Here is a 23,030-nt window from a genome sequence, read left to right as displayed (position 1 = left end):
TTGCTTATTACCTGCACTACTATCAGGCCTGTTACATCTATTGTGGATAAAACCTAGATCTGGGTGAAAAACTATTACGGATAAACTCCGTCACTGAGAAAACTTGCCACCCGAAAGTGGCAAGTTTGATGTCTGGTCTAAAACAGCATTGCTTAGCTTTGCTGGTTAGCTTTAACATCGTAGTTAGCAGAAATAACGCCAGATTTATGGCCTTCAGCATTCTGCATAACGTAGTCTTGAGTCATCTTGGTGAATGAGAAACGAATCTCTTCACGTGGACGAGTTTCATCTTCAAGAGAACCGGCCATATCAACACGAGTGATGATTACATCGGTAAATTTAATAGTCAGGTATTCCAGTGGATCGCCACCTGCTTTACGCAGAACGAATTGGATATTCTTAATATGCTTACCCAACAAGCAATAGCTCAATAAGTTCGGGCTTGCTTTATCGGTATAATGCGTGAAACAGAAGTCAGAAACAGTTGCTTTACCTGAACCGCCGCCTGAGCCACTGTGCATATTTGAGTGCTGAGAAACGTCCCATTTCCAAGCCAGCACCTGAATTTCGTTTTTGTGGTTAGCATCTAAAGATTCGCCTTCGATACCATCAATTTTAATAAACATATCTTGCGACATAATAATCCTCTCTCGCACTTCTATTAATTTCACTTAATGAAAAACATCAAGCGTAGGAAGGCCCACGTAATAAATTTACGAAAACACATCCCTTTCCTATGAAAATAAGCATTACAAATAGTTTATTATTGACTATTACAATACTTTACCTATACACCACTTCTTTTAACGTCATTCAATATCATGCCTTGAATGACGTAAGGCCTCGCGCGATGCATTGCACGAAAACACATACTTTCCACTAAATACTAATTAAATAGAGGTAACTTCCATATTCTTTAACCTGATGCAGAGTAATATTATTCCTCGGCCCCAGTTGTCATCTATTTAATTACGCAACATCTTTCAGTGAAGGTAATTTAGCAACCATGCGCAGTGATACCGTCAAACCTTCCAATTGGAAGTGTGGGCGCAGGAAGAATTTAGCCTGGTAATAACCTGGGTTACCTTCAACATCTTCAACAATAACTTCAGCTGCGGCCAACGGACGGCGTGCTTTCGTCTCGATAGAAGAGTTTGCCGGATCGCCATCTACATAGTTCATGACCCAATCGTTCAACCAGCGTTGCATCTCATCGCGCTCTTTGAATGAGCCGATTTTGTCACGCACGATACATTTCAGGTAATGGGCAAAACGTGAACAGGCGAACAGGTAAGGCAAACGTGCCGACAAGTTGGCGTTAGCTGTAGCATCTGAATCGTAATATTCAGCAGGTTTTTGCAATGATTGCGCGCCAATAAATGCCGCATAATCAGTATTTTTTCTGTGCACCAGTGGAATAAAGCCATTTTTAGCCAATTCCGCTTCACGACGGTCAGAAATAGCGATTTCTGTTGGGCACTTCATATCAATGCCACCATCATCAGTTGGGAATGTATGACATGGCAAGCCTTCCACCACACCACCACTTTCCACACCACGAATCAGGGTACACCAGCCATATTCTTTGAATGAACGGTTGATGTTAACAGCCATAGCATACGCCGCGTTGGACCACACATATTTGCCATGGTCGGCACCGTCAGTCGTCTCTTCAAAGTGGAAGGCATCTACCGGGTTAGTGCGAATACCGTATGGCAGACGCGCCAGGAAACGCGGCATTGCCAGACCAATATAACGGGAGTCTTCGGACTGACGCAGTGAGTTCCAGGCAGCATACTCAAGATTCTGAGTGAAGATCTTGGTCAAATCACGCGGATTTGACAGCTCTTGCCAGGATTCCATCTGCAATACTGACGGCGCGGCACCAGTGATAAAAGGTACGTGTGCAGAAGCAGCAACCTTACCGATGGAAGCCAGCAAATCAACGTCAGGCGCAGTATGGTCAAAGTAGTAATCCGCCACCAGGCAACCATAAGGTTCGCCGCCCAATTGGCCATACTCTTCTTCATAGACTTTTTTGAATAATGGGCTCTGATCCCACGCCACACCTTTATAACGCTTCATATTACGGCGTAATTCATCTTTAGAGATGTCGAGAAAACGTAATCTCAATTTCTCATCAGTCTCGGTGTTATTCACTAAATAGTGCAGGCCACGCCAGGCACTTTCCAGAGACTGAAACTCTTGATGATGCAAGATCAAATTGATCTGCTCAGACAATTTACTGTCGATTTCAGCAATAATAGAGGCAATGCTTTTATAAGCATCATCAGATACAGTTACCGAATTAGCCAGCGCCTGCTCAGCCAATGTTTTAACGGCACCTTCTACTGCCGCTTTGGTCTGCTCAGACTTAGCCTTGAATTCTTTGGTCAATAACGAATTAAAGTCGCTATATTCAGTCGCAGCAGCGGCTGGTTTATTTTTTGCTTCTAAAGTGGACATGGTTTTTCTCTTCTTAATCAATCTTACTGTGGAGCATCAGCAGCGGATTGCTTTGTTTTCGGTGCGGATGCCAGTGTTGCCAGTAATGATTTGTCTTTCAGAAGTTTCATTACTAATTCCTCTGCACCTGCCTTGCCATCCATATAGGTTTGCAAGTTTGCCAATTGAGTACGGGCATCTAACAATTGAGACAGAGAATCGACTTTCTTGGCAATTTCATCGGGAGAAAAGTCATTCAGGCTCTCAAAAGTAATATCCACCATCAACTGGCCTTCACCCGTCAGCGTATTTTTCACAGCAAATGCAACTCGTGGTTTCATTGCTTTCATACGCTCATCGAAATTATCGATGTCAATATCCAGCAGCTTTCTATCTGCTACTGAAGGTAAAGGTTCAAGAGGCTTACCGGATAAATCAGCCAGCACGCCCATGACGAATGGCAATTCAACCTTTTTCTCACTACCATATATTTCCACATCGTATTCAATTTGTACGCGTGGCGCTCGGTTTCGAGCGATAAATTTTTGGGAATTACTTTTACTAACCATATATGCCTTTTATTCAAAACGTATTGTAAAATCATCAGGAAATAAGCTTCCTGAACCGCTATTGGAGAGATTAAATGTAAAAAATAATACTAAAACGTGCTCCCCTATTTATAAACTAACTCTATGCCAGCAGTTGCTCTAACCTGCCCTGGGGTTACCGTATTCGTACCTTTTGCATAATAACCCGCTAAAAAATAGTGTGTGACATCTGCACCGGAACTGGAAATAACATATTCCTGTACACTATTTTCATCGCCAACCACCATTTGTTGCCCTGCAGCTTTACTTAATCTGACTTGCGCGCTTTTGCTGAAATCATCAGCCACTTCATTCTGTAAATTTCCGGTTGTTGCATCCGGCATGGTAGCGCCAGCAGCTATAAAGCGTAATGACACTGTTCTATTTACCGGACATTTATTCAGCGCAATTTGAAATTGCTTTTTACCCGCTTCTGCTTTATCAGTTTTTAATTCGGTGGTCGACAAAGTCGGTAATAAAACTGACTCTGAAGAAGAACCGCCATCAATACTGACTTCACAGGTATCTTCCAGATACTCACCGGTAAATGAAACCTGAACTTTACAATCTGCCGCTCCAGCACATGCACTGGCTGCCTGAGCGGGCTGGCGCGCGATAAAAGCCGTAGCCAGCAATAGCAGAAACGATAAAAGTTTCAGTACAACATTACTTTTTAACCACGAAGACATACCACCTCCAACTGTGTTATATGCGTACTTTCTGCCTTCGCTGTAACATTTGCTTCCGTGCCTGAGTGAATACGGCATTTATCTTTACCACCATTTCTGATGACTTGCAGGGGTTGTGAACCCGTCCCCCAACCGCGAATAAAGGCCATACCACCTTGTCCGACAATCCCCTGACTCACACCATCCGCATCCAATAGATCCGTGCCAATAGGAAGAAACTCTTTATTTTCATCCCTGACGATAAGAACTAATGGTGCGCCGGTAATAGTCTTCATCGTGACCGGGATCATTGCTCCTGTTCTCGGCACCACTACTTTTTGACTCTCCAGTACATCTACCGAATCAGGTAATTCTTTGTAATCAATCGCCACTGTATTTTCACGGTATGCAGTCATCGACGGCATAATGGCATAGCCACGACTATCAATTGTTGCTCCGTTGCCGTTAAACAACTTAGCTCCCGCAGCGCCTTCAGCATGCACGATGGCAAAAGGTGCATCGCCAAGACGTGGGCCGATAGTTACTCCTCCCTGGTGAGCAACTAAACTGCCGTTGGCAGAGGCAGACAACTGGCGAGATGAGCTGTTATTCGCTGATGCCGTCATCCCGTACTGCCCTACCCCAGTCTTGTAACTCAGGTTACCAGCCACCGTCTTACTCGCGGCAGTGTCATTGCCACTGCTGTACGACGTCCCGACACCATAACCCAGCTCACTCTGATCACCCTGACTACCACTGGCATTCATCTGCACTAGCGTATTACCTGCATCATCATGGCTGGCCATTGAATACAATGTGTTAAACAATGGTCGCTTCACGATACTGCCACCCAGTGGGATGCTAATAGACGCCATGTAACTGTTTTGGTAATCGTTATTACTGCTATTGTCATAACTACTGATGTAACTGCTATTACTGGTTCGCATTGCCGTCAGCGCATAAGAGAAATAACGCAGCGAATGATTAAAGGTCACGGCATACTGCTGCGACGCATCCTGCCCTCCCCAGTAACTATAAAAACTACTATTCAGGTTCAGCGACATATTGTCAGCGACCCGCTGAGAAACACTTACCGATAAACGGTTGCGGGTACGAGAATCAAAAGCGCTGTTAGCGTTTATGCTGCCGTAGTGATCCTGACTCGCTTCCCTAAAAGTATAAAAACCGTTGGATGAGTATCTATATGCCGCCAATGTCAGGTTGGTATCGGTCTCACCAACGTATTTGGTATAGTCAACTTTGTAACTATTACCTGATGAACGGCGGTCATCACTCAATTCACTTCTTGCGTGGGTGACATCAAATGAAATCCCCCCAATTTGGGTATTAAATGCGTTACCAATCCCCACTGAACTATAATTCTCTGCCAGCTGCGCTCCGCTATACAGCGTATAAGTGTTGCCAAGACCGTAGTAATACGCACCTTGTACAATCGTCGGATTCGCATTTACCGTATTATCATTCAATCGGCCAGCAGCGATATCAAACTGGGATACCCCTTGGTAAAGCAACATCGGCGGCGCTGAAAACGGAATTCTTTGGCTACGGGTACGGCCATCAGATTCGGTCACCGTCATTTCTAAATCACCACCGTATGACATGGTGCCGATATCAGCCAGTTCGAACGCCCCCGGCGTAACGACTGTTTCATATATCGTCTGTCCACGCTGAGTCACCGTGACTCTGGCGTTGGTTTCCGCCACTCCCCGTATCACTGGTGAGTAATTTCGAATCCCTTCCGCTAACATTCGGTTATCGGATGCCAGTTGAACACCCCGTAAACCAAACCCCTCAAATAAACTTCCGCGGGTATCGCTATCCCCCAGAGTTAACTGACTCTTCAGCGAAGTGACATCCGTGGCCGCAAAACCATATAAATTCTGGGTTTGCGCACCACCATCGTTGTTCCAACGGGTATTAAGACGTTTTCTTAACCGCCACTCACCAAGATTGAGACCGGTAATCAAGCCAATGTTGGCGTTATAAGAATTCGACTTTGATCCGTCATCTCTATTACCGTTAAAAACGCCATAAACATTGCTGTTATAATCCAGGAAACCAACTGGGGCACCTGCATCCCACAAACTGGGGCTAATATAGCCACGAGGATGTTTCACTAAATTAAACTGTGGAACCGTAATTGAAAGCTCAAAGTCCCCTGAGTTATAACGCGTACTGCTGTCTTTAATTAAATCTCGTAAGTTGTAGCATTGATCTTTCGCCGCGTCTTTTACATCACTCGCTATCTTGGTCGAACCATTCAGCTCGATTCTCAGACCCAATGCATCAAGCTGATCCAATTTAAAACAGGGTTCAGCGGTGGATTCGCCGGCAACGGATTCAAAGCGAATACTGTGCTTTCCGTTCATCTTGCCATTAACGATAACCATCACATCATAAACTCCGGGGGATACCGGGTTTTCATTCATAAACCGTGCTACATCAATCCCCGAACCGCGAATAAAATCAGGATTAAATTCTACTGCGGTAATTTCAGTCTCATTATTTTCATTCACTAATGGTGCCGCTATCACACTCTTATGTAAGAACAAAGTCGTACTTATAATTGTTAACGTAAAGCCCAATGAATTTTTGAACGGTAAATTCACTAATCTATCGATTTTATTTTGTAAGTAGCGCGTTATACATAAATGATTCACGAGCGAAAGCTCCCTTTTATACCCTACGGCTTACCTGCCATTTCACAGCAAGAGCTTCCGGTTTCCTATCCGACACGCTTATCCTTGCCCCCGCAGCGTTTTATTATTTTTTAACAACCACTCCTTTACCTTGTGCAAAAGATATATTTCCATCAATCGCTGCACCGTAATCATTTAATAACTTGTAGCTCATTGTTGAAATACCTGAAACTTTGCTGTTAGGGTAAAAAACCGAAGTGGAAAGTGGTGCCAGCATATCTGTCTTCAGTTCAACTTTTTTCCCACCAGCAGTCACACTGCCTGAGTCAAATGAAAAATAATAAGGTGACGGGTTTGTTACTTTTACGCCCTGACCTTTTTGACTATCGTTAACCAATTCCCATTGCAGCTTTTCAGCTTGTTCTGCACTGCTGCTATTTAACGCTGTTGGTCGATAGAAAATTTTAATTCGGGTACGAAATGCCAATTCCAATTTATTTTTATCAGCACTGTCTTTTTGCACTGCTGGTATTTCTAGCATGTTAAACCAGAAGACCGATTCTTTATCTTGCGGTAAGGCCATGCCATTATAAATCATACGGACACTTTGCCCTTTGCCGCTCTCAACACGAAACACCGGCGGCGTCACAATAAAGGGAACAGTGACATTATTTATTTTGGCATTACTACTTCCATCATCAACCCAGACCTGTACTAACGCGGGCTCTGTGCCTTTATTATTCGTGCGTACATTGACTTCTTTCTGAGCCGCTGGGAATATCACACGTGTACCACTGATGGTCATAGCAGCATACGTTGGGATGTTGCCAACAATCAGCGACAACACTAAAATAATCGTTTTATAAAACATCGCGTTACCAAATAGTAATGAGTTAGAGCTGTACGTCTGGTGATATAACAACTCGTTACCAATGAATGCTGCTGTAACCTTAGCAACAAGTTGTTATCACTACTTTGGTATGACGACCCAATTACAACTGGGTCGCAAACCTATCACTCAACGAGTGATTAATTATAAGACAGTACGTATTGAACTTTAGCAGTCACGATACCTGGAGTGGTTGCTGCAGTTGCATAGTAACCACCAGCGTAAGACAGAGTCGTGGTACCTTTAGGATCAGCACCAGTACCTGGAGTCACATCAAATGCTGCACCAGTATCACCCACACGGATTTGTGAGCTAGTGCTATCCAGGTTATAAAGACGTACTTCAGCACCAGTTGCTCCACCAGTAGTGCTATTGGTCAGGTTACCGGTAGTTGGGTTAACACCGTCACTGTTGATTGCGTTGAAGTGAGCAGAAACTTTGGTCACAGCTACTGGGCAATCCACGACAGAAATAGTGAAGTTTGTGGAACCCTCTTGATCACCAGATTTTGCCAGAACGCTAGTAGAAAGCGTTGGCAGTGTTACCAGCACATTTTCAGTACCTGTTTCAATCTGGCAAGTATCATCTTGCAACAAACCGTTGAAGGTAACTGTACCATTTGAGGCAGCAAAAGCAGTTGTTGAAGAAACAGCCAAAGCCAGTGCACATACAGCCAGATTTACTTTACGCATAACTTTCATCCTTTAGTTTACTTTCCAATTAAATTATTTTTTAAATAAAGCACATATATAGTTAACATCTGCATAAGCAGATACGCCCTATTCTTTTTTGCCTTTCATTTTGACAAGAAACAGCAAATTCCTTTTTGAGATAAATATCTAACCAACACCTTTAAACTTGATGTGTTTAATTATTTATCTTTTCATTCAGCACAGAAACCGTGAATTTATTTTCGACTTTATCGACGAACACGATCTGGTTAGGTATTGCGTCGTGGTCACGTAAAATAAATTTACCAATTTCAGGTGTAATATTCTGTTCAATATAACGAATAAGCATACGGGCGCCTGTTTCTGCTACTGAGCAGCGGCTAACTACATCGTCAACGACCACATCACTGTATTGCAACGTCAGCTGATGCTGAGACTGCAAACGCTGGCCGATACGATCTAAATGTAATCGAACAATATGCTGCAACGCGCTCTGCTGGAGCGGCAAATAAGGAATCACAGTGACGCGACCCAAAAATGCGGCGGGGAATACTTTCAGCAATTCAGGTTGCAACGCACTTAATATTCCATCTTGATCGGGAGCAGTATCTGGATCAGCAAATAAGTTACTTAATAATTCGCTACCCACATTGCTGGTTAACAGCAAAATAGTGTTTTTAAAATCAATAAACCGTCCTTCGCCATCTTCCATCTGGCCTTTATCAAATACCTGGAAGAACAGTTCATGGACATCTGAATGTGCTTTTTCAATTTCATCTAACAGCACAACACTATAAGGTTTACGCCGTACTGCCTCGGTTAATACACCACCTTCGCCGTATCCCACGTAGCCTGGAGGCGAGCCTTTTAATGAGGAAACCGTGTGTGACTCTTGGTATTCGCTCATATTAATTGTGATAAGGTTTTGCTCACCACCATACATACTTTCCGCAATGGCCAATGCCGTTTCTGTTTTACCCACCCCGGAAGGGCCAACCAACATAAAGACACCCAGCGGTTTCCTTGGGTCTGCCATCCCCGCACGTGCAGTCATAATATTTTCGCTCAACTGGACTAATGCATGCGGCTGACCAATCACTCGCTCTTCGAGACGTTGCGGTAGCTCCATCACGGCACGAATATCGTCTTTGAGCATTTGCCCTACTTGAATCCCGGTCCAATCCGCAACAATGTTGGCGATCACGGTTGCATTAACCTCAGCTTGTACCAAAGGCTGCGCACTGCGAATAAGCAATAATTGCTCTTCAAGTTGCGCCAATTGCTGCTGATACTGCTGGCGTTTTTCTTCATCAGGCGTGGGTTGCGACACCAGTTCATACAGCACCGTTCGCGTAGCCGTAATGGCAGTAACCAATTCACGCTCTGCCTGCCAACGTTGTTCAAGCTTGTTTGCCGCGGCTGAATGTTGGGCAATCGTGGCTTCTAACAGTGCTGTGCGCTCGTCCTGCCCTTTGCCGAAATGTTGGGCTTTTTCCAGCGATGACAACTCGGTTTGCGCGGTTTCACTCTGGAAAGTCAATTGCTGCAATTCTGCCGGTTGTGAGAATTGTGCGACGGCAACACGTGCACAAGCGGTGTCAAGCAAGCTAATCGCTTTATCCGGTAACTGGCGCGCAGGGATATAACGATGCGATAATCGCACCGCAGCTTGCAAGGCTTCATCCATGATCCATACGCCGTGGTGCTTCTCTAACGCCGGAGTCAATCCACGCAGCATCGAAATAGCAGTATCTTCATCAGGTTCATCGACCTGAAGTACCTGGAAACGACGAGTTAGCGCCGGATCCTTTTCAATATGGCGTTTAAACTCACTCCAGGTTGTCGCGCCAATGGTGCGCAATTGACCGCGCGCCAGTGCCGGTTTGAGTAAATTAGCTGCATCACCGGTTCCTGCATTTCCCCCCGCACCGACCAGAGTGTGAACTTCATCTATAAACAGGATGACAGGCGTTGGTGAAGCCATTGCTTCGTCTAAGACATTCTTCAGGCGTGCTTCAAACTCGCCTTTCATGCTGGCACCCGCCGAAAGAGCCACAACATCCAGGGTTAGCAGACTCACCTGACTCAGTGCGGGAGGCATTTCACCCGCGACAATGGCCAGTGCCAGACCTTCAACTACGGCCGTTTTACCCACGCCAGCTTCACCAGTGAGCAACGGGTTGTTTTGTCGACGACGCAGTAAAATATCCACCATCGTACTGATTTCATGGTTGCGCCCCAGTACCGGGTCTATCTTGCCTTCACGAGCTAATGCAGTCAGATCCGTGGTGTACTGCGCCAATGTCGCGGTACTTTTGCCGTTAATAGCATTACTGGCTTCACCCGGTAATGTGCCGTCATACATTGGGCTACCATCGGTGGCCGCTTCATTGGTTTCCGGCGATGCCTGCGTAATAAAGTTAAAATCGCTGCTCAAATGCTCCAGTGGAATTTTTTCCATTTCTGGAGCAATAGCCAACAGTGCCCGGCGCAATTCCATATTGGTTAGCATTGCCAGCAACAAATGTCCGCTGCGAATACGTGTATCTAAACACTCCAGGCTGGCGTACACCCATGCCCGTTCGATGGCTAATTCTATATGGTATGAAAAATCTGAAATACTGGTCGCACCGACGGGCAAGCGGGCAAGTGCTTGAGCCAGGCCACGTTCAAAAGCATCTACGTCAACAGCAAAATAGCGAACAATATGTTTAAGATCGTTATCTTCTTGATGCCAAAGTTGGTTCAACCAATGAATCAATTCTACATAAGGGTTGCCACGCAATTTACAAATCGTTGTCGCACTTTCAATACCTTTGAAAAGAGTGGCATCCAGTTTGCCGAAAAGATTTTTCCTTGTAATAGCCACGTTGTTTATCCTGGTCTTTTTAACTGTATTCACACCTGCATGTATTTATGTCTACATGTGTATATCAGCTTATATGTTTATGCGTATTTGCGGAGCATCGCGAGGTCATTATTATTACGTCACGAACTTTTGTGGGGCTAAGAGTAAAGGGGTAAAATAAAAAACGAAAGTATATTTATTCGATATTGGACATTTTAAGAATTTTGCTCAAACTAATATCAACAAGCACCTGGATATATTCAAAAACCCAAAACAGTCAATGTGGGATAATTCACTTTTAATAATGCGAAAACTCCTACAAATAATAAAGAAAACGAGAATCAGATGAAAGAGAGACTGAATTAAATTAGGAATTCCGCCCATAACAAAGTCCTAAAGTTACATATCAATAACAATTTAACGCTTTGTTTGGATTGAATATTCAAGCAAAAACGCCTATGGAATAGTTATCGAGATTTTAAAGAGTATTGAGCCAAAAACCCTTGCATGTAATAATTCATCTATTAAACAGGATTTAAATAATAGTTATTGATAATTTTCACCCATACAATAAATACAACGGGTGGAGATGAATTTTATTATTCCCACATGTGAATATACAATTGATAAAACTGTTGTTTCGTTATCGCTGAATACGTTAAATCCGAATAAGTGGATATCAACAAAAACGATTCGACTGATTAGGCGAAATAAAGCTGACATAACAACTGAGGCAGTAAGTGGATCACAAATTTCTTGATTACTATAATAAAGAACTGACTTTTATGCGCGAAATGGCGCAGGAATTCGCCGATAAGCATCCTAAAATAGCGGGCCGCTTAGGCATGCACGGGATTGAAGTTGCCGACCCCTATGTTGAACGCCTGATCGAGTCTTTCTGCTTTCTCTCTGCCAGAACACAAATTAAGCTGGATGCCGAATTCCCCAAATTTACTCAGCGCTTGCTGGATATTGTCTATCCCAATTACAACTCTCCCACCCCGTCAATGGGAGTGATTCAACTTAAGCCAAACCTAAAAGAGGGTGATTTGACCCAGGGCTATAATGTCCCTCGTGGCAGTTCGTTTTTCACCCATATTGCCCCAGGTGAAACGACCCGTTGTGAATTTCGCAGTGGGCAGGATGTTGGATTATGGCCGCTGGAGATAACAGAAGCACGCCTAAGCTCCATTCCTCCCGATATGCCAAATCTGGAAAAGCACCGTATTGCCTATCATCGACTAAAGGGTGCCTTGCGCATTAAGCTAAAACTGGTCGGCGACCTGCAATTTTCGCAACTAGCAGGGTTAGATCGCCTGCCTATCTATATCAATGGTGACGAGAGGATAGTCTCTCACATCTTTGAACTTCTGCATGCCAGCCATGTTGCAACTATCATCCGTGCAGGGCACGGCGTGACAGCTGAAGATACCGTGATAAGCAATGACGCTCTTGCTTTTGAGGGGTTAAGCCCCGATCAAAGCCTGTTGCCACTGTCGTGGAATATTTTTCATGGCCATAACCTGATGCAGGAATACTTCACCTGCCGCCAGCGATTCTATTTTTTCACACTGACTCAGTTGTCCAAAAGTCTAAGCAATAATCACACCAACGAAGCGGAGATTATTATCTTACTGGACCGGTTGCCACAGGAGCTGGTGAGTCATGTTGCCCCCTCTCGCTTCCTATTGAACTGCACCCCGGTGATTAATCTATTCCAGAAGCGCATGGACAAGATTGAGATTAATCGTGCACTGAATGACTTTCACGTGGTGCCAGACCGAAGCCGACCGCTCGATTACGAAGTTTTCTCCATCACGAAAGTCTTTGGTCAACAAGCGGAAACCAGTAAAGAGGTGGTATTTAACCCCCTCTACCAAACCCGCCATTGCGACAATGGCAATTTTGGTCGCTATTTTTCCATTACCCGTAAGCCCAGAACGAGTCAGAACAATAAGCGTAAATATGACACTCGTACGCCTTATGCCAGTACTGAGGTCTTCGTTTCGCTGGTTGATCAACAAGAAGCGCCCTACGGCGATAACCTGCGGTATTTATCCATTGAGGCGCAGGTGACTAACCGAGATCTGCCGCGGTTGATTACCAGTAATGGCAATTTTGAATTAACCATGTCGGATTCAGCGCCAGTACACGGCGCGCACTTTGTATTTCAGCCCAGCCCCCCTCGGGCCCCTTTTGCGATAGATGAATCTGCCTGGCGGTTAATCCGTCAGCTCAGTTTTAACTACTTGCCATTATCTGATATGACTCATGCTAATGGGGGGGAGTCGCTACGTAACATGCTGCGTCTGTTTGTTAGCGCCTCAGATCTTGAATCGAATACCCAAATCGATGCACTGGTTGGCTGCAAAAGCGAGCCGGTAATCAGACGACTGCCCGGTAACGGCTTACTGGTTTATGGTCGTGGGATCTGTTGCACCTTGACCGTTGATGAAGAAGGGTTCTCCGGCATCAGTCCCTATCTGTTTGGCTTGATCATGGAAAACTATTTGGCACGCCACGCCGCGATCAATGTGTTTACCGAGACTGAACTGCACTCGATGCAAAGAGGACGTGTCGGTCAGTGGAAAGCCCGTCCTGGTCGCCGGGGAGTGCTGTAATGCAACCCGACGACAGCATACAGCAGCAGAGCCAACTCAATCTGGATACCTGGTATCAGCAAGCAGAGCCCTGGAATGCCGGTTTTATCAGCATGATGCGGGCTAATGCGGCCCGAACTCCCGATATGCCCGCTCCCGCTAAAGCTATGCTGCCGAAACAAGAAAGCTTCCGTATCGGACAAAGTGCCAATATGGCGTTCTCACCACGTGAGATTGCCCATGTTGAAATGAAAGACGGGAAGATGGACCTACAGCTTTTTGGTCTGGGTATCTGGGGGCCGCACGGCGCGATGCCGTTGCAAATGACTGAACTGGCCTACACCCGCGCTGAGTTGCATGACCATACACTGACCGACTTTGCCGATCTATTTCATCATCGGGCGCTATCACAGCTCTATCGTGCATGGTTTGTCTCTCAGGACACCGCTTCACTTGACAGGCAACATGATGAGAAATTCTCTTTTTATATCGGCAGCCTGGCCGGTTTAGACCCAGCGGAACTGACACATAGTGCGCTGCCGGTGCATGCTCATCTGGCTTCATCCGCCCATCTTATTCGTGAAGCACGTAACCCCGAAGGCTTAGTCGGCGCATTGCAATACTACTTTGAAGTGCCGGTCAGCATGGTCGAATACGCCCAACAGTGGATCTTTCTGGATAAAAGTGACCAGACGCAATTGGGCGATGGTGCCTCAGCGATGCTGTTAGGTGACGGTGCCATTCTGGGCGACACCGTTTTAGACCGACAGCATAAATTCGAGCTGATACTTGGCCCGCTCAGCCTGCAACAGTATTTGCGTTTCAGCCCATCAGGACAGGATTTACCGGTATTACGTGAATGGGTTCGTAACTTTGTCGGATTTGAATATGCCTGGGAGGTGCAATTGTTGTTAACCGCCGCTGAGGTTCCAACCGCCACATTGGAGGGCACCAGCCAGTTGGGGTACACCAGTTGGTTAGCCCGAGAGGATGTCTCAGCCAACGTACGCGGAATGAGTTTTGAACCCGAAATGCACCGTTATTAACCCATCAGCATCACGGCTAAGTCCGAGAGTGAAAAATTAGACGACGTCCACCCATGGCGTTAAAAGGAAGAAACATGAGTGTACCAAGTATTGCTGATAGCAGAGGTTATTATCACCGCCTGATGCAACCTATTCCAGGTGACCATCCTTGCGGCCTAAGTCTGGAATATGACTCAGCATTTCTGATGCTGCAAACAAAACTGCAACCCAAGTTGACCGCCGAGTACGGCAACTTTGTTGAAGTCGCTGAGCCGACCAACTGGACCGATACCGAGCGAAAATGCCTGGAGCTGCTAGGTAAAGCCCGTGACATTCGGTTACTGATTATTCTGATGCGCTGTCGAATGCGTCAAATTGGCGTAAGTGCGGTGCAGGAAGGGCTGGAAGCCCTACTGTGGTGCCTGAGTGCCTGGCCGGATGATCTACATCCACAGTTACTTGATGAAGGCGAATTTGAACCTTTTATGCGGGCCAATGCTTTTGCAGAATTAGACGATATCGATGGTTTTATTGCTGATTTTCGCAACCAACCCCTGCCCAAAGCCGCCGGAATGCAAATATCAGTCAAAGAGCTTGAGAAAGCGCATTCGTTCCCGCGCGAAGACGGTGCACTGGAAGAAGCCACTTTGGAAGCCATTGAGCATGATTGGCAGGCCCGTTCCGATAGCGCGATCCTCTCATTGCAAAAAGCTTATGCATTGCTGTTGGAATTAACCACAAATCTTAGCCATTCTCTCGGTGAGGTCACCCCTGACTTCGTCAGATTGACGGCGGTGTTACGCCACTTTGGTGGGAGCAATATGGCCGATATCGCGCCTATCGCAGCCGTTGAAACACCTGAATATATTACGGCAACCGAGGCCACTGAAGTCTATACAACGGCCCCGGAATGGCAGCCTGAGGAAATAGTCACCGCGGTCAGTGTCCCCACTGATACTGCGACTCCCACTTATCCGCCCGCGCCACACATGTCACCATTACAACAGCCACCATTGCAATCGCCACCGCCGATAGCTGTTGCGGCACAAGTTCCAATCGCGCCAAAAGGAATTCAAAATCGCGCGGACGCGTTATCCCGACTCATTGAAGTCCGCCAATGGTTTGCGACTACCGAGCCTAGCAGCCCGGTGATCGCGCTATTGTCATTTTCAGAAAAAACCATTGGCAAAAGCTTTGGTGAATTACTGCAAATCATTCCGCCAGAACTGATTTCTAAACTTGATGCAGGACAGGAGTAGTTAGCCATGACAAGGACGCTTTTTATATTGGCATTCGGCGCGATTACCGCCGGGCAAGCAAGCGCCATCTGTACCATTGATACAGAAAGCAAAGACGGTGGTTCTCTGCCATCAACCATGAATATACCTGCTTTAACGATCACTATTGATGCAGATGCACCCGCTGACACCTCCAAGTTTATTGCCGAGGCGGATTCAGCAACGCAAGGAACCAGAGTAACTTATGTCGATTGCGCCATTGGTAACCCTTACGGTAAAAATGTTGGCATCTTGCTGGGGGCAGATTTGGGTAAGGGATTATTTGCCACCAATATCGACGGTATTGCCGTTAAACCTATGTGGAGTAATGGTGCTGCCTTTGGTACGTTCAATACTAACGGGGGAATGACATTTACCACTGAAATTGGCCGTTGGACTTATCCGGCTAACTCCTTTTTCAGAATTGAATTATATAAAACCAAAGAGACACTCTCCTTGAGCAATACTGCGGGTCAGTTGGTGTTGCCCGCAGGCACGGCGGCCTATAACTGGGTGAACAGCAATAGCGTAGCCAACTTCGCACAGAAACTGGATATCGGCCAAATCACTATTATTAGTACCCCATCCTGTACTTTTGACGGCACAAAAATTGTCGATTTTGGCCTGGTAACCTCAGGCACATTGAATAATGGAATCGAGCGCAATCTGGATTTTGATATCACCTGTAAAACCGATTATGGGCAATATTCAGCCACCGCCGCTATTACCACGCAAACGCCAACTGCCGATGGGAATTACATCAAAGTCAAAGACAAGGATGGCCAGGATGACCGGATGCGCATAAGAATCAACGATAGTTCCGGCAAATTACTGGCACTTAATGGCAGTGATCGTGAGCAAAAGCTCAATATCGCCAGTGCGACACCGGCTGAATTTAAGTGGAAAGCCACTCTTGAGCAGGTATCAGCTACAGCCAAACCCGCTAACGGCAACTTTAGCGCCGCCGCAGAAATTATTTTACAAGTTAATTAACCCATTAGGGCAACACTGTTAATTTACACGGATTATATATGCAGTCTGTATCTTCTATTTTTGTGAGCATTGCAAGCTATCGGGATTCAGAATTGATCCCGACGCTACATGACATGATAAATACAGCTAAAAGTCCCGAAAATCTCAATATTGCGGTTTTCTGGCAAGATGATAATGACATTAATACTTTCATTAATCAGGGAATGCGGCTGATAGAAAGTCAAACCCATCTTGGCTATCCATTGCATCAATTGGAATATAACCAGGCGCATATATGGGTTTTAGCTGTGCATTATTATGAGAGCAAAGGGGCTTGTTGGGCCAGGCATATGGCTGAAGGGCTCTTTCAGGATGAAACCTATTTCTTGCAAATAGACTCCCATTGCCGATTTATTCAACACTGGGACCATGAAATGGTCACAATGTTAAATAGCCTGCGAGACAAAAGCCCTAAGCCAATATTATCTGCTTATCCCCCAGGTTATGAGCCAGGTGAGAATGAAAACAGAAAAAATTATGTCAGTCGGCTGATTTTTAATACTTTTACTCCTGAAGGCATGGTGCAAATGATGTCCACGCCTTTTACCGAAAGTACGCCTGTGCGCTGCGGGTATTTAGCCGCTGGTTTCATATTCACCGATGGCTGCTTTGTCCGTGAAGTCGCCAACGATCCCGACATTTTCTTTCTGGGGGAAGAAATTGCCATGGCGGCCCGCGCGTTTACTCATGGCTACGATTGTTATGCTCCGCACAAAATCCTGCTGTGGCATTTCTATACTCGCAGCAAGCACAGCAAAGTTTGGTCTGATCACAATAATGAGGCCAAGAAATCTGGCGCGGTGAAACTGGCCTGGTGGGAGCGGGACAAAATCGCTAAAAGCCGGGTTCGTACTCTTATGGGCACTGAACAAAACAACGTAGAACTTGGCTGCTATGCATTAGGCTCACAACGCAGCTTACAAGAATTCGAATATCGCCTCGGGGTTAATTTCAGCAAGCGAGCTGTGCATCCGGATGTCGTCGGCACCGACAAAGTGAGCTATTTCACTGATCTCCCAACCGCCCACGAGCAGTGGCTAGAATCCTTAATTCTGGTCAATAAAAAAACGCTAAAAATAGAAAAACATGAAGCCGATTTCACCCGTGAAGATGTGGAGTGGTGGCACATCGGTGTTTATAACGCGCAAAATGTTCAAGTTATGGCTGAACATGTTGATATCAGCAATATGAAGAAAATCATTACTAAAACCGATGACTCAATCTTTGAGTTAAAACTGGCCTTTAATACCGAAACGGATTCAAACCCACGCTCTGTCAGAATATGTCCTTATATTCGCTTGCAGGGTTGGGGTGATGTTGTGGAGAAACCCTGGTGAAAAGCGAAGATATTTTCAAACAGATTTTAAGCATCGACACCTTATTATCTTTTAATGGCATTATTCCGTCGTTATCCGGCTTCCAGCAAAAACTGATTGCGCAAGTAGAGGCATTTGGCCTCACACTGAAATCAGAACAACATCCTCCCATCGAAGTCGACAGGTTATGTCATCAGCTTTGCCACTATCTGGATAAACGTACTGAAAATACAATTAAAGATAAGGGGTTAAGTTGGGATAGCTATTTATTATTAGACTATTTCTATGGTTATAGCACGCCTGCTCCTGCTGATAATGTCAGCCTGGAAGCGTTATTAAATAGCGATGATGAAGTCATCTGCCAATATGCGCTAAAAATACTTGTCCTCTCGCGTAATTTGCCCACCCGTGATGTGAAATCGCAGCAATTATTTGCGCAGTATGGTCATAAGTTATTACCTCCTAATCTGGTTATGGATAACGATGATCTTCACATGGAGCCAGAGCCGGAGGAAACAGGCCACCATGAGGAACTTCTCGAAATAGAACCCGCATCTGAGCCACGTCGAATTTGGCGATCGTTGGGCTTACCTCTCTTTACCGCCCTGCTATCGCTCGGTGCGTTTTGGTTTTGGTGCTCTCGTTATTTAGGTAATCTGTCTTAAATGTTTAAGCTCAAATTAAATAAGTCGCTATTACTGCTCTGGTTGGCAACCTGTGGCGTATTGATAGCAAGTCTGGCTTTGTATGAAAATACGTTATGGAATAATGCTATTTTTATTACTTTCCTTGCCCTATTGGTGCTCACAGTATGGCAACATTACACCCTTAAACCAAAACCCTCTCCGTCAGAACCACAACAACCCCCTCAACCGGTGGTTGCAGAAACTGCGCATCAGGGGAATACCGTCATTTTGATTCTTGGCCCCTATGCCGCCAAATGGTTTAGTCATCCGGGAGCTGCCGATAATACACGTTTTTCCAGCCAGGCTATTTGGATCTTAATTCCTGATCCGGAATCATTGCAAAAAAGGCTCAAACATATAGCGACACATCACCCATCTGCACAAGTATCGGCTTTTTTCCCGTTCTTGCCTGATGTGTATGAAAATACATCAATTATCATTTCACAACTAACAAAATGGCAGAACAGTTTTTCGATCTTATCCCTGCAAACTCCCCTCGCCTGCGTGTTTGCTATCTATATTCAGTTAAGTGAGGAACGTCTTAGCCATAATCCTGATAATGCGTATTGGACTGGAAATATTAATCTCGCCAATAAAAAAGAGATCGATATTACTGCTGCTTTCCAAGCATTGAGCCAAAAACTTGAGTCGCAAGATACTAGCAGTACGGCGTTCTCATCCCAGCGTCACGCAATTGCACATAATCTGTTTATTTGGTTAAACGAATCTGGCGTGACAAATAGCTTAAAAAATCTCTTTTCCCACACATCATTACAGCTGACTGATGTGATTTTATCCGATAACGGAAAAGGGTTTATCAAACATGGTGCCTGGTCGGTATGGCTGGAAAAAACATTGGGGATTTTACCTGGTTTGGCCTCATCCCTATCACGACCACCTTTTCCGGCAGTGATTAATTGGCGAAAACCACAGATAGCGCCAGTGGTCAAATCGACTGTTATTGAAACCCCAACACCGCCGAGATGGTTATGGAGTTTGGGTTTTGCCACCGTGCTATTAGCAGTACACATGGCCTATTCTTTATCGCAAGAAAAAACTCGCCATGACCAATTTAACCAACAGATGGCAACTTTGGGCAATATGAGTGATATATCCGTGCAACATATTACGGATAATATTACGAAGTTAACTGATAAGGCCAAAATATATTCTAACTGCTTGAATATAACAAATATTACACATTGGGGATTATCTCAATGTGCACCGTTATTAAATAAAATAAATCACCAAATTGAAAGTTATCAAGATATCCCTGCGTTTAGTTCTACCCAAATGGCCCCGATGTTTGATTCAAATAGCATAAAACTGAAGCCCAATGCGCAAACAAACGAAACTCTGGCATCCTTGTTACTTCTGGTAGAGCAGCATCAAGGCAGAAAAGTTCTCATTATCGGTCATTCGGACAATACCGGCAGTGCTTCATTCAATATGACAATTTCCGAACAACGCGCAGTTGTGGTTCGGGACTGGCTAATCAAAAACAGTGCACTTGCAAAAGAAGATTTCATTATCAGAGGAATGGGAGCATTAGAACCGGTCGCATCAAATGATACACCAGCAGGACAAGATCAAAATCGGCGCGTTGAAGTGCTGTTATTACCAATACATAACAAAAATGCGGGAGCTTAAAATCCAATGAATGCTAATTCTTCTACTTATTCTATTTTTGAGGGCACCTTTCTGACAACAGCCCCGGTTCTGGATCAGTCAGTGAATATTTTAATGTTCAGAGATCCTGATAACCACGAATATACCATTATCATTAACCGTGCTTTATTAGATGAAGAACAAACACCTGAAGATTTCTGTGAAAAAGAGATGGAAGCATTACGCAATAAACTACCTGGATTTCAAATTGAGGGGAAATTACTCAAACATGAGCTTGGTCCGGCGAAACTACCCGTAGTACAAGTGGCAAACAATTTCTTGCAAGATGGGGAAATTACTCGCCAGGTACAGTCTATCGTATTACTGCCGCATCATGCCATCTCAAATCCAGCTAATCGTGTCGTGCTTATTTTCACTTTGACAACTGCCGGAGGTGAATTTACTGAACATCAACGTAAGCATTACGTACAAATTATTAATAGCTTCAATCCAAAAGTTGTATCAGCTCGTTAATATCAGCCAAAAATCACTTCACGCGATATTATCCAATATAGCGTGAAGTGATAATTGCACCAAGATGGGGGCGTTAAGGCAGTTTACTGAAAAAATAGCATGCGATATATTGTTGCAGGCAATACATTGCAAATCAGATACAAATGAAAACAGCTTCTTTATTGCTATAGTTTTTCATATGTGATGCATAATTATAGAACTCTAAGCGATTTAACACACCCAGTTTTCTTATGGCATTTCTCCGATGGGTTAATACTGTTTTTTCAGAGCGTTCAAGTATATTTGAAATATCTGTAATCGTATAACCTTGCCCAGTTAATTCTACCACTCGACTTTCAGTGATAGAGAGTTGGATATAATTCTTAAGCCCTAACTGTCTAAATATATCGCTGTTCATCATATTGCAGTGACTGAGACGTGCAATAGTCAAAATTTTCTTGATTTTAGAGATAATGTCATAGATATCGAGCTGACTGCTATTAAAAGGAATGTTGACTGTCATCATCGGAGTATGATTACTACTGGTACACTTCGCAATAAACCCACTCTCTTGGTATATATTGACAATCACCATAAAATCTTTAAATATCACATTAGCTCGGTGTATCGATTTTTTTTCATGCGGATTAAGGAATAAATAATCCTCAACGCCCTCTTTATTAAAAACTTTCTGGAGTAGAGAATGCAAACCTAACTCATAGAAAGCATTTTGGGTTGTAATCGCTACACTTAACATTTTAAATGTCCCTTATTTTTACTCACTATCCTTAGTCAGGATGGGCTGAACAAATTTTGAATAGAAATGATGATGACAAATAGTCATCAGCAGAATTTTATCTTTTCGATTATCACGCTTTCGCTGAGAAACTCAGTAGTTTGATAAGTGAAAAGTTAAAACCCGAGAGATAAAACTAACTTTACTCAAACTTCGATGATTGAGGGAAGTACATATATCTGAAGGAAATTCTAAATTTAAAATATTTATTTCATTTATCAACGTAAACCTCTCACCTATGAACAATGTAGATTGTCAAATATGACCTCGACTATTAAAAATTCAATATGGCAATTAAACAACACTAAAAAGTAAAAGTATATGGGAATACTGCCACCAACCTTGTCGGATTTTTCTCACTCCCATTGTAAAGATTCTTTGTCATAAAAGGGACATTGCGTTTGCCACCGGATACAGTTATTGGCTCAGACGCTTTGGCCGTCTTTTTATATTCCCTTTAGTGACAACAGATTACCTTGATTTAAAGCCAAGAAGGATATTCTTGATAACACCAAAGTACATGAATACTTTTTCAAATTTATTGATATTAATATCCGCATCAACAAAATGGTCAACCAAAATAATTTTTATGAGTCTGGCACAGAAATAAAATAAACCCATACGATTTATATGGGTGCTATGCCGCTAGCCAGTATATCTTGTCAGCTCACTCGAAAGATAATCGTTTTGATAGCTTAGAAATAAAAAATCGATCGGTGATACCAATCAAATTTATTTATACCATATAAATCCGAGGAGGAGGCCCCCCCCTCCCCCAGCCAGATTAACGTTACGATAACAAGAAAATATCTACAGATGCCTGAAGGGTTAAACAGAATAGACACTATCATCAATGCTATAATTGGCGTTCTTTCATCTCCGTAGCGACATGTTTATATTGAAAAACAAAGATGAAAATAACCAACAAGATAAGTGTGTACGCAGCAAAAACTCCAGGCGAGCATACTGATCATCATGACGCGCTTAATGCCAAAGCGAGACAAGCAGAATGGAATAGTTAGGATGAAAAAGACTTCGGCAATTTGCGCCATCGATAATAATATCGACGGATATTGGACCACCAGGCTATCTTGATAAAGGTTTTTTTGGCAAAATCATGCAGAAACGGGCTGCTGAAAGTGTGGCTGATTTGCAATGAAGCGCCTGGCAACATGGCCAACAGGAAAAAAATAGCCATCTTCTTTTGCTTGAACAATACAAATGCATCAAGGCCTAACTCTTTAATTTGCAAGCTGAATGGGGGTTGAGATATATGCAGGCGTTCCGCTGCTTTGCCAAAGTGCAATTCTTCTGAAACGGCTAAAAAATAACGGATCATTTTCAAATTAATACGGCCAGAAAAAAAGAAGCTTCTGCATGCACTCTATCCAATTATTTTACTGCTTAAC

Annotated in this window: 19 protein-coding genes; 8 read left to right on the top strand and 11 right to left on the bottom strand. The window is 44.2% G+C overall.

All coding sequences use genetic code 11. The annotated features are described in order from the left end of the window. Positions 1-152: 152 nt before the first annotated feature. The 8 genes from FGL26_RS02120 to tssH all read right to left on the bottom strand — a co-directional run bounded on the left by FGL26_RS02120 (position 153) and on the right by tssH (position 10,789). Complete coding sequence (locus tag FGL26_RS02120) at positions 153-638, bottom strand: Hcp family type VI secretion system effector (protein ID WP_005168529.1); 486 nt, start codon at positions 636-638, stop codon at positions 153-155. Between the two features lie 331 nt (positions 639-969). Next, positions 970-2,466 carry a type VI secretion system contractile sheath large subunit gene (gene tssC, locus FGL26_RS02115; protein WP_005157570.1) on the bottom strand — a complete coding sequence of 499 codons (1,497 nt, stop codon included), beginning with the start codon at positions 2,464-2,466 and terminating at the stop codon, positions 970-972. Between the two features lie 23 nt (positions 2,467-2,489). Further along, on the bottom strand, positions 2,490-3,014 hold the full coding sequence (gene tssB / locus FGL26_RS02110) for a type VI secretion system contractile sheath small subunit (protein WP_005157572.1): 525 nt from the start codon (positions 3,012-3,014) through the stop codon (positions 2,490-2,492). 104 nt (positions 3,015-3,118) lie between these two features. Further along, positions 3,119-3,721 (bottom strand): fimbrial protein, encoded by a 603-nt coding sequence (locus FGL26_RS02105; protein WP_005168528.1) that lies wholly within the window; start codon positions 3,719-3,721, stop codon positions 3,119-3,121. After that, on the bottom strand, positions 3,706-6,237 hold the full coding sequence (locus FGL26_RS02100; RefSeq protein WP_371836865.1) for a fimbria/pilus outer membrane usher protein: 2,532 nt from the start codon (positions 6,235-6,237) through the stop codon (positions 3,706-3,708). Before FGL26_RS02100 ends, FGL26_RS02105 begins: the two co-directional genes overlap by 16 nt. A gap of 247 nt (positions 6,238-6,484) precedes the next feature. Next, complete coding sequence (locus FGL26_RS02095) at positions 6,485-7,231, bottom strand: fimbria/pilus periplasmic chaperone (protein WP_005157579.1); 747 nt, start codon at positions 7,229-7,231, stop codon at positions 6,485-6,487. A gap of 158 nt (positions 7,232-7,389) precedes the next feature. Then, positions 7,390-7,941 (bottom strand): fimbrial protein, encoded by a 552-nt coding sequence (locus tag FGL26_RS02090; RefSeq protein WP_005168525.1) that lies wholly within the window; start codon positions 7,939-7,941, stop codon positions 7,390-7,392. 175 nt (positions 7,942-8,116) lie between these two features. Next, entirely contained in the window at positions 8,117-10,789 is a 2,673-nt protein-coding gene (gene tssH / locus FGL26_RS02085) for a type VI secretion system ATPase TssH (RefSeq protein WP_005168523.1), read from the bottom strand. Positions 10,790-11,508: 719 nt separating this feature from the next. On the opposite strand from tssH, the gene tssF reads away from it, so the two are divergent. From tssF to FGL26_RS02045, 8 genes are all read left to right on the top strand, one after another. Beyond that, a complete protein-coding gene (tssF, locus tag FGL26_RS02080) occupies positions 11,509-13,389 on the top strand; it encodes a type VI secretion system baseplate subunit TssF (protein ID WP_011816676.1) in 1,881 nt (626 codons plus the stop codon). Further along, complete coding sequence (gene tssG, locus FGL26_RS02075) at positions 13,389-14,414, top strand: type VI secretion system baseplate subunit TssG (protein WP_005168521.1); 1,026 nt, start codon at positions 13,389-13,391, stop codon at positions 14,412-14,414. The genes tssF and tssG overlap by 1 nt, the downstream gene beginning before the upstream one ends. 74 nt (positions 14,415-14,488) lie before the next feature. Further along, on the top strand, positions 14,489-15,652 hold the full coding sequence (locus tag FGL26_RS02070) for a type VI secretion system protein TssA (RefSeq protein WP_005168520.1): 1,164 nt from the start codon (positions 14,489-14,491) through the stop codon (positions 15,650-15,652). A 6-nt stretch (positions 15,653-15,658) separates the two neighbouring features. After that, on the top strand, positions 15,659-16,663 hold the full coding sequence (locus tag FGL26_RS02065; RefSeq protein WP_005168519.1) for a fimbrial protein: 1,005 nt from the start codon (positions 15,659-15,661) through the stop codon (positions 16,661-16,663). Between the two features lie 38 nt (positions 16,664-16,701). Then, on the top strand, positions 16,702-18,039 hold the full coding sequence (locus tag FGL26_RS02060; RefSeq protein ID WP_005168517.1) for a GlcNAc-transferase family protein: 1,338 nt from the start codon (positions 16,702-16,704) through the stop codon (positions 18,037-18,039). Further along, positions 18,036-18,683, top strand: coding sequence for a hypothetical protein (locus FGL26_RS02055; RefSeq protein ID WP_005168516.1), 648 nt, complete (start codon positions 18,036-18,038; stop codon positions 18,681-18,683). Before FGL26_RS02060 ends, FGL26_RS02055 begins: the two co-directional genes overlap by 4 nt. After that, a complete protein-coding gene (locus tag FGL26_RS02050) occupies positions 18,684-20,354 on the top strand; it encodes an OmpA family protein (RefSeq protein ID WP_005168515.1) in 1,671 nt (556 codons plus the stop codon). 6 nt (positions 20,355-20,360) lie between these two features. Next, positions 20,361-20,846, top strand: coding sequence for a DcrB-related protein (locus FGL26_RS02045; RefSeq protein WP_005168514.1), 486 nt, complete (start codon positions 20,361-20,363; stop codon positions 20,844-20,846). A 133-nt stretch (positions 20,847-20,979) separates the two neighbouring features. Here FGL26_RS02045 and FGL26_RS02040 read toward each other — a convergent pair whose 3' ends face one another. The 3 genes from FGL26_RS02040 to FGL26_RS02035 form a co-directional block, all read right to left on the bottom strand. Then, entirely contained in the window at positions 20,980-21,582 is a 603-nt protein-coding gene (locus tag FGL26_RS02040; RefSeq protein ID WP_005168501.1) for a helix-turn-helix transcriptional regulator, read from the bottom strand. A gap of 932 nt (positions 21,583-22,514) precedes the next feature. After that, on the bottom strand, positions 22,515-22,673 hold the full coding sequence (locus tag FGL26_RS21755) for a hypothetical protein (protein ID WP_229696558.1): 159 nt from the start codon (positions 22,671-22,673) through the stop codon (positions 22,515-22,517). Then, positions 22,640-22,960, bottom strand: coding sequence for a LysR family transcriptional regulator (locus FGL26_RS02035; RefSeq protein ID WP_005168499.1), 321 nt, complete (start codon positions 22,958-22,960; stop codon positions 22,640-22,642). Before FGL26_RS02035 ends, FGL26_RS21755 begins: the two co-directional genes overlap by 34 nt. Positions 22,961-23,030: the final 70 nt, after the last annotated feature.

It is taken from the genome of Yersinia enterocolitica subsp. enterocolitica (genome assembly GCF_901472495.1).
GTDB lineage: Bacteria > Pseudomonadota > Gammaproteobacteria > Enterobacterales > Enterobacteriaceae > Yersinia > Yersinia enterocolitica.
Note: the sequence above shows the minus strand (reverse complement) of the source record. Positions and strands in the feature narration are given on the sequence as shown.

Bases quoted from the DNA above. Each gene is read 5' to 3' on its own strand.
- FGL26_RS02120 (WP_005168529.1), bottom strand. From the start codon at position 638: ATGTCGCAAGATATGTTTATTAAAATTGATGGTATCGAAGGCGAATCT.
- tssC (WP_005157570.1), bottom strand. From the start codon at position 2,466: ATGTCCACTTTAGAAGCAAAAAATAAACCAGCCGCTGCTGCGACTGAA.
- tssB (WP_005157572.1), bottom strand. From the start codon at position 3,014: ATGGTTAGTAAAAGTAATTCCCAAAAATTTATCGCTCGAAACCGAGCG.
- FGL26_RS02105 (WP_005168528.1), bottom strand. From the start codon at position 3,721: ATGTCTTCGTGGTTAAAAAGTAATGTTGTACTGAAACTTTTATCGTTT.
- FGL26_RS02095 (WP_005157579.1), bottom strand. From the start codon at position 7,231: ATGTTTTATAAAACGATTATTTTAGTGTTGTCGCTGATTGTTGGCAAC.
- FGL26_RS02090 (WP_005168525.1), bottom strand. From the start codon at position 7,941: ATGCGTAAAGTAAATCTGGCTGTATGTGCACTGGCTTTGGCTGTTTCT.
- tssG (WP_005168521.1), top strand. From the start codon at position 13,389: ATGCAACCCGACGACAGCATACAGCAGCAGAGCCAACTCAATCTGGAT.
- FGL26_RS02070 (WP_005168520.1), top strand. From the start codon at position 14,489: ATGAGTGTACCAAGTATTGCTGATAGCAGAGGTTATTATCACCGCCTG.
- FGL26_RS02065 (WP_005168519.1), top strand. From the start codon at position 15,659: ATGACAAGGACGCTTTTTATATTGGCATTCGGCGCGATTACCGCCGGG.
- FGL26_RS02060 (WP_005168517.1), top strand. From the start codon at position 16,702: ATGCAGTCTGTATCTTCTATTTTTGTGAGCATTGCAAGCTATCGGGAT.
- FGL26_RS02050 (WP_005168515.1), top strand. From the start codon at position 18,684: ATGTTTAAGCTCAAATTAAATAAGTCGCTATTACTGCTCTGGTTGGCA.
- FGL26_RS02045 (WP_005168514.1), top strand. From the start codon at position 20,361: ATGAATGCTAATTCTTCTACTTATTCTATTTTTGAGGGCACCTTTCTG.
- FGL26_RS02040 (WP_005168501.1), bottom strand. From the start codon at position 21,582: ATGTTAAGTGTAGCGATTACAACCCAAAATGCTTTCTATGAGTTAGGT.
- FGL26_RS21755 (WP_229696558.1), bottom strand. From the start codon at position 22,673: ATGGCGCAAATTGCCGAAGTCTTTTTCATCCTAACTATTCCATTCTGC.
- FGL26_RS02035 (WP_005168499.1), bottom strand. From the start codon at position 22,960: ATGATCCGTTATTTTTTAGCCGTTTCAGAAGAATTGCACTTTGGCAAA.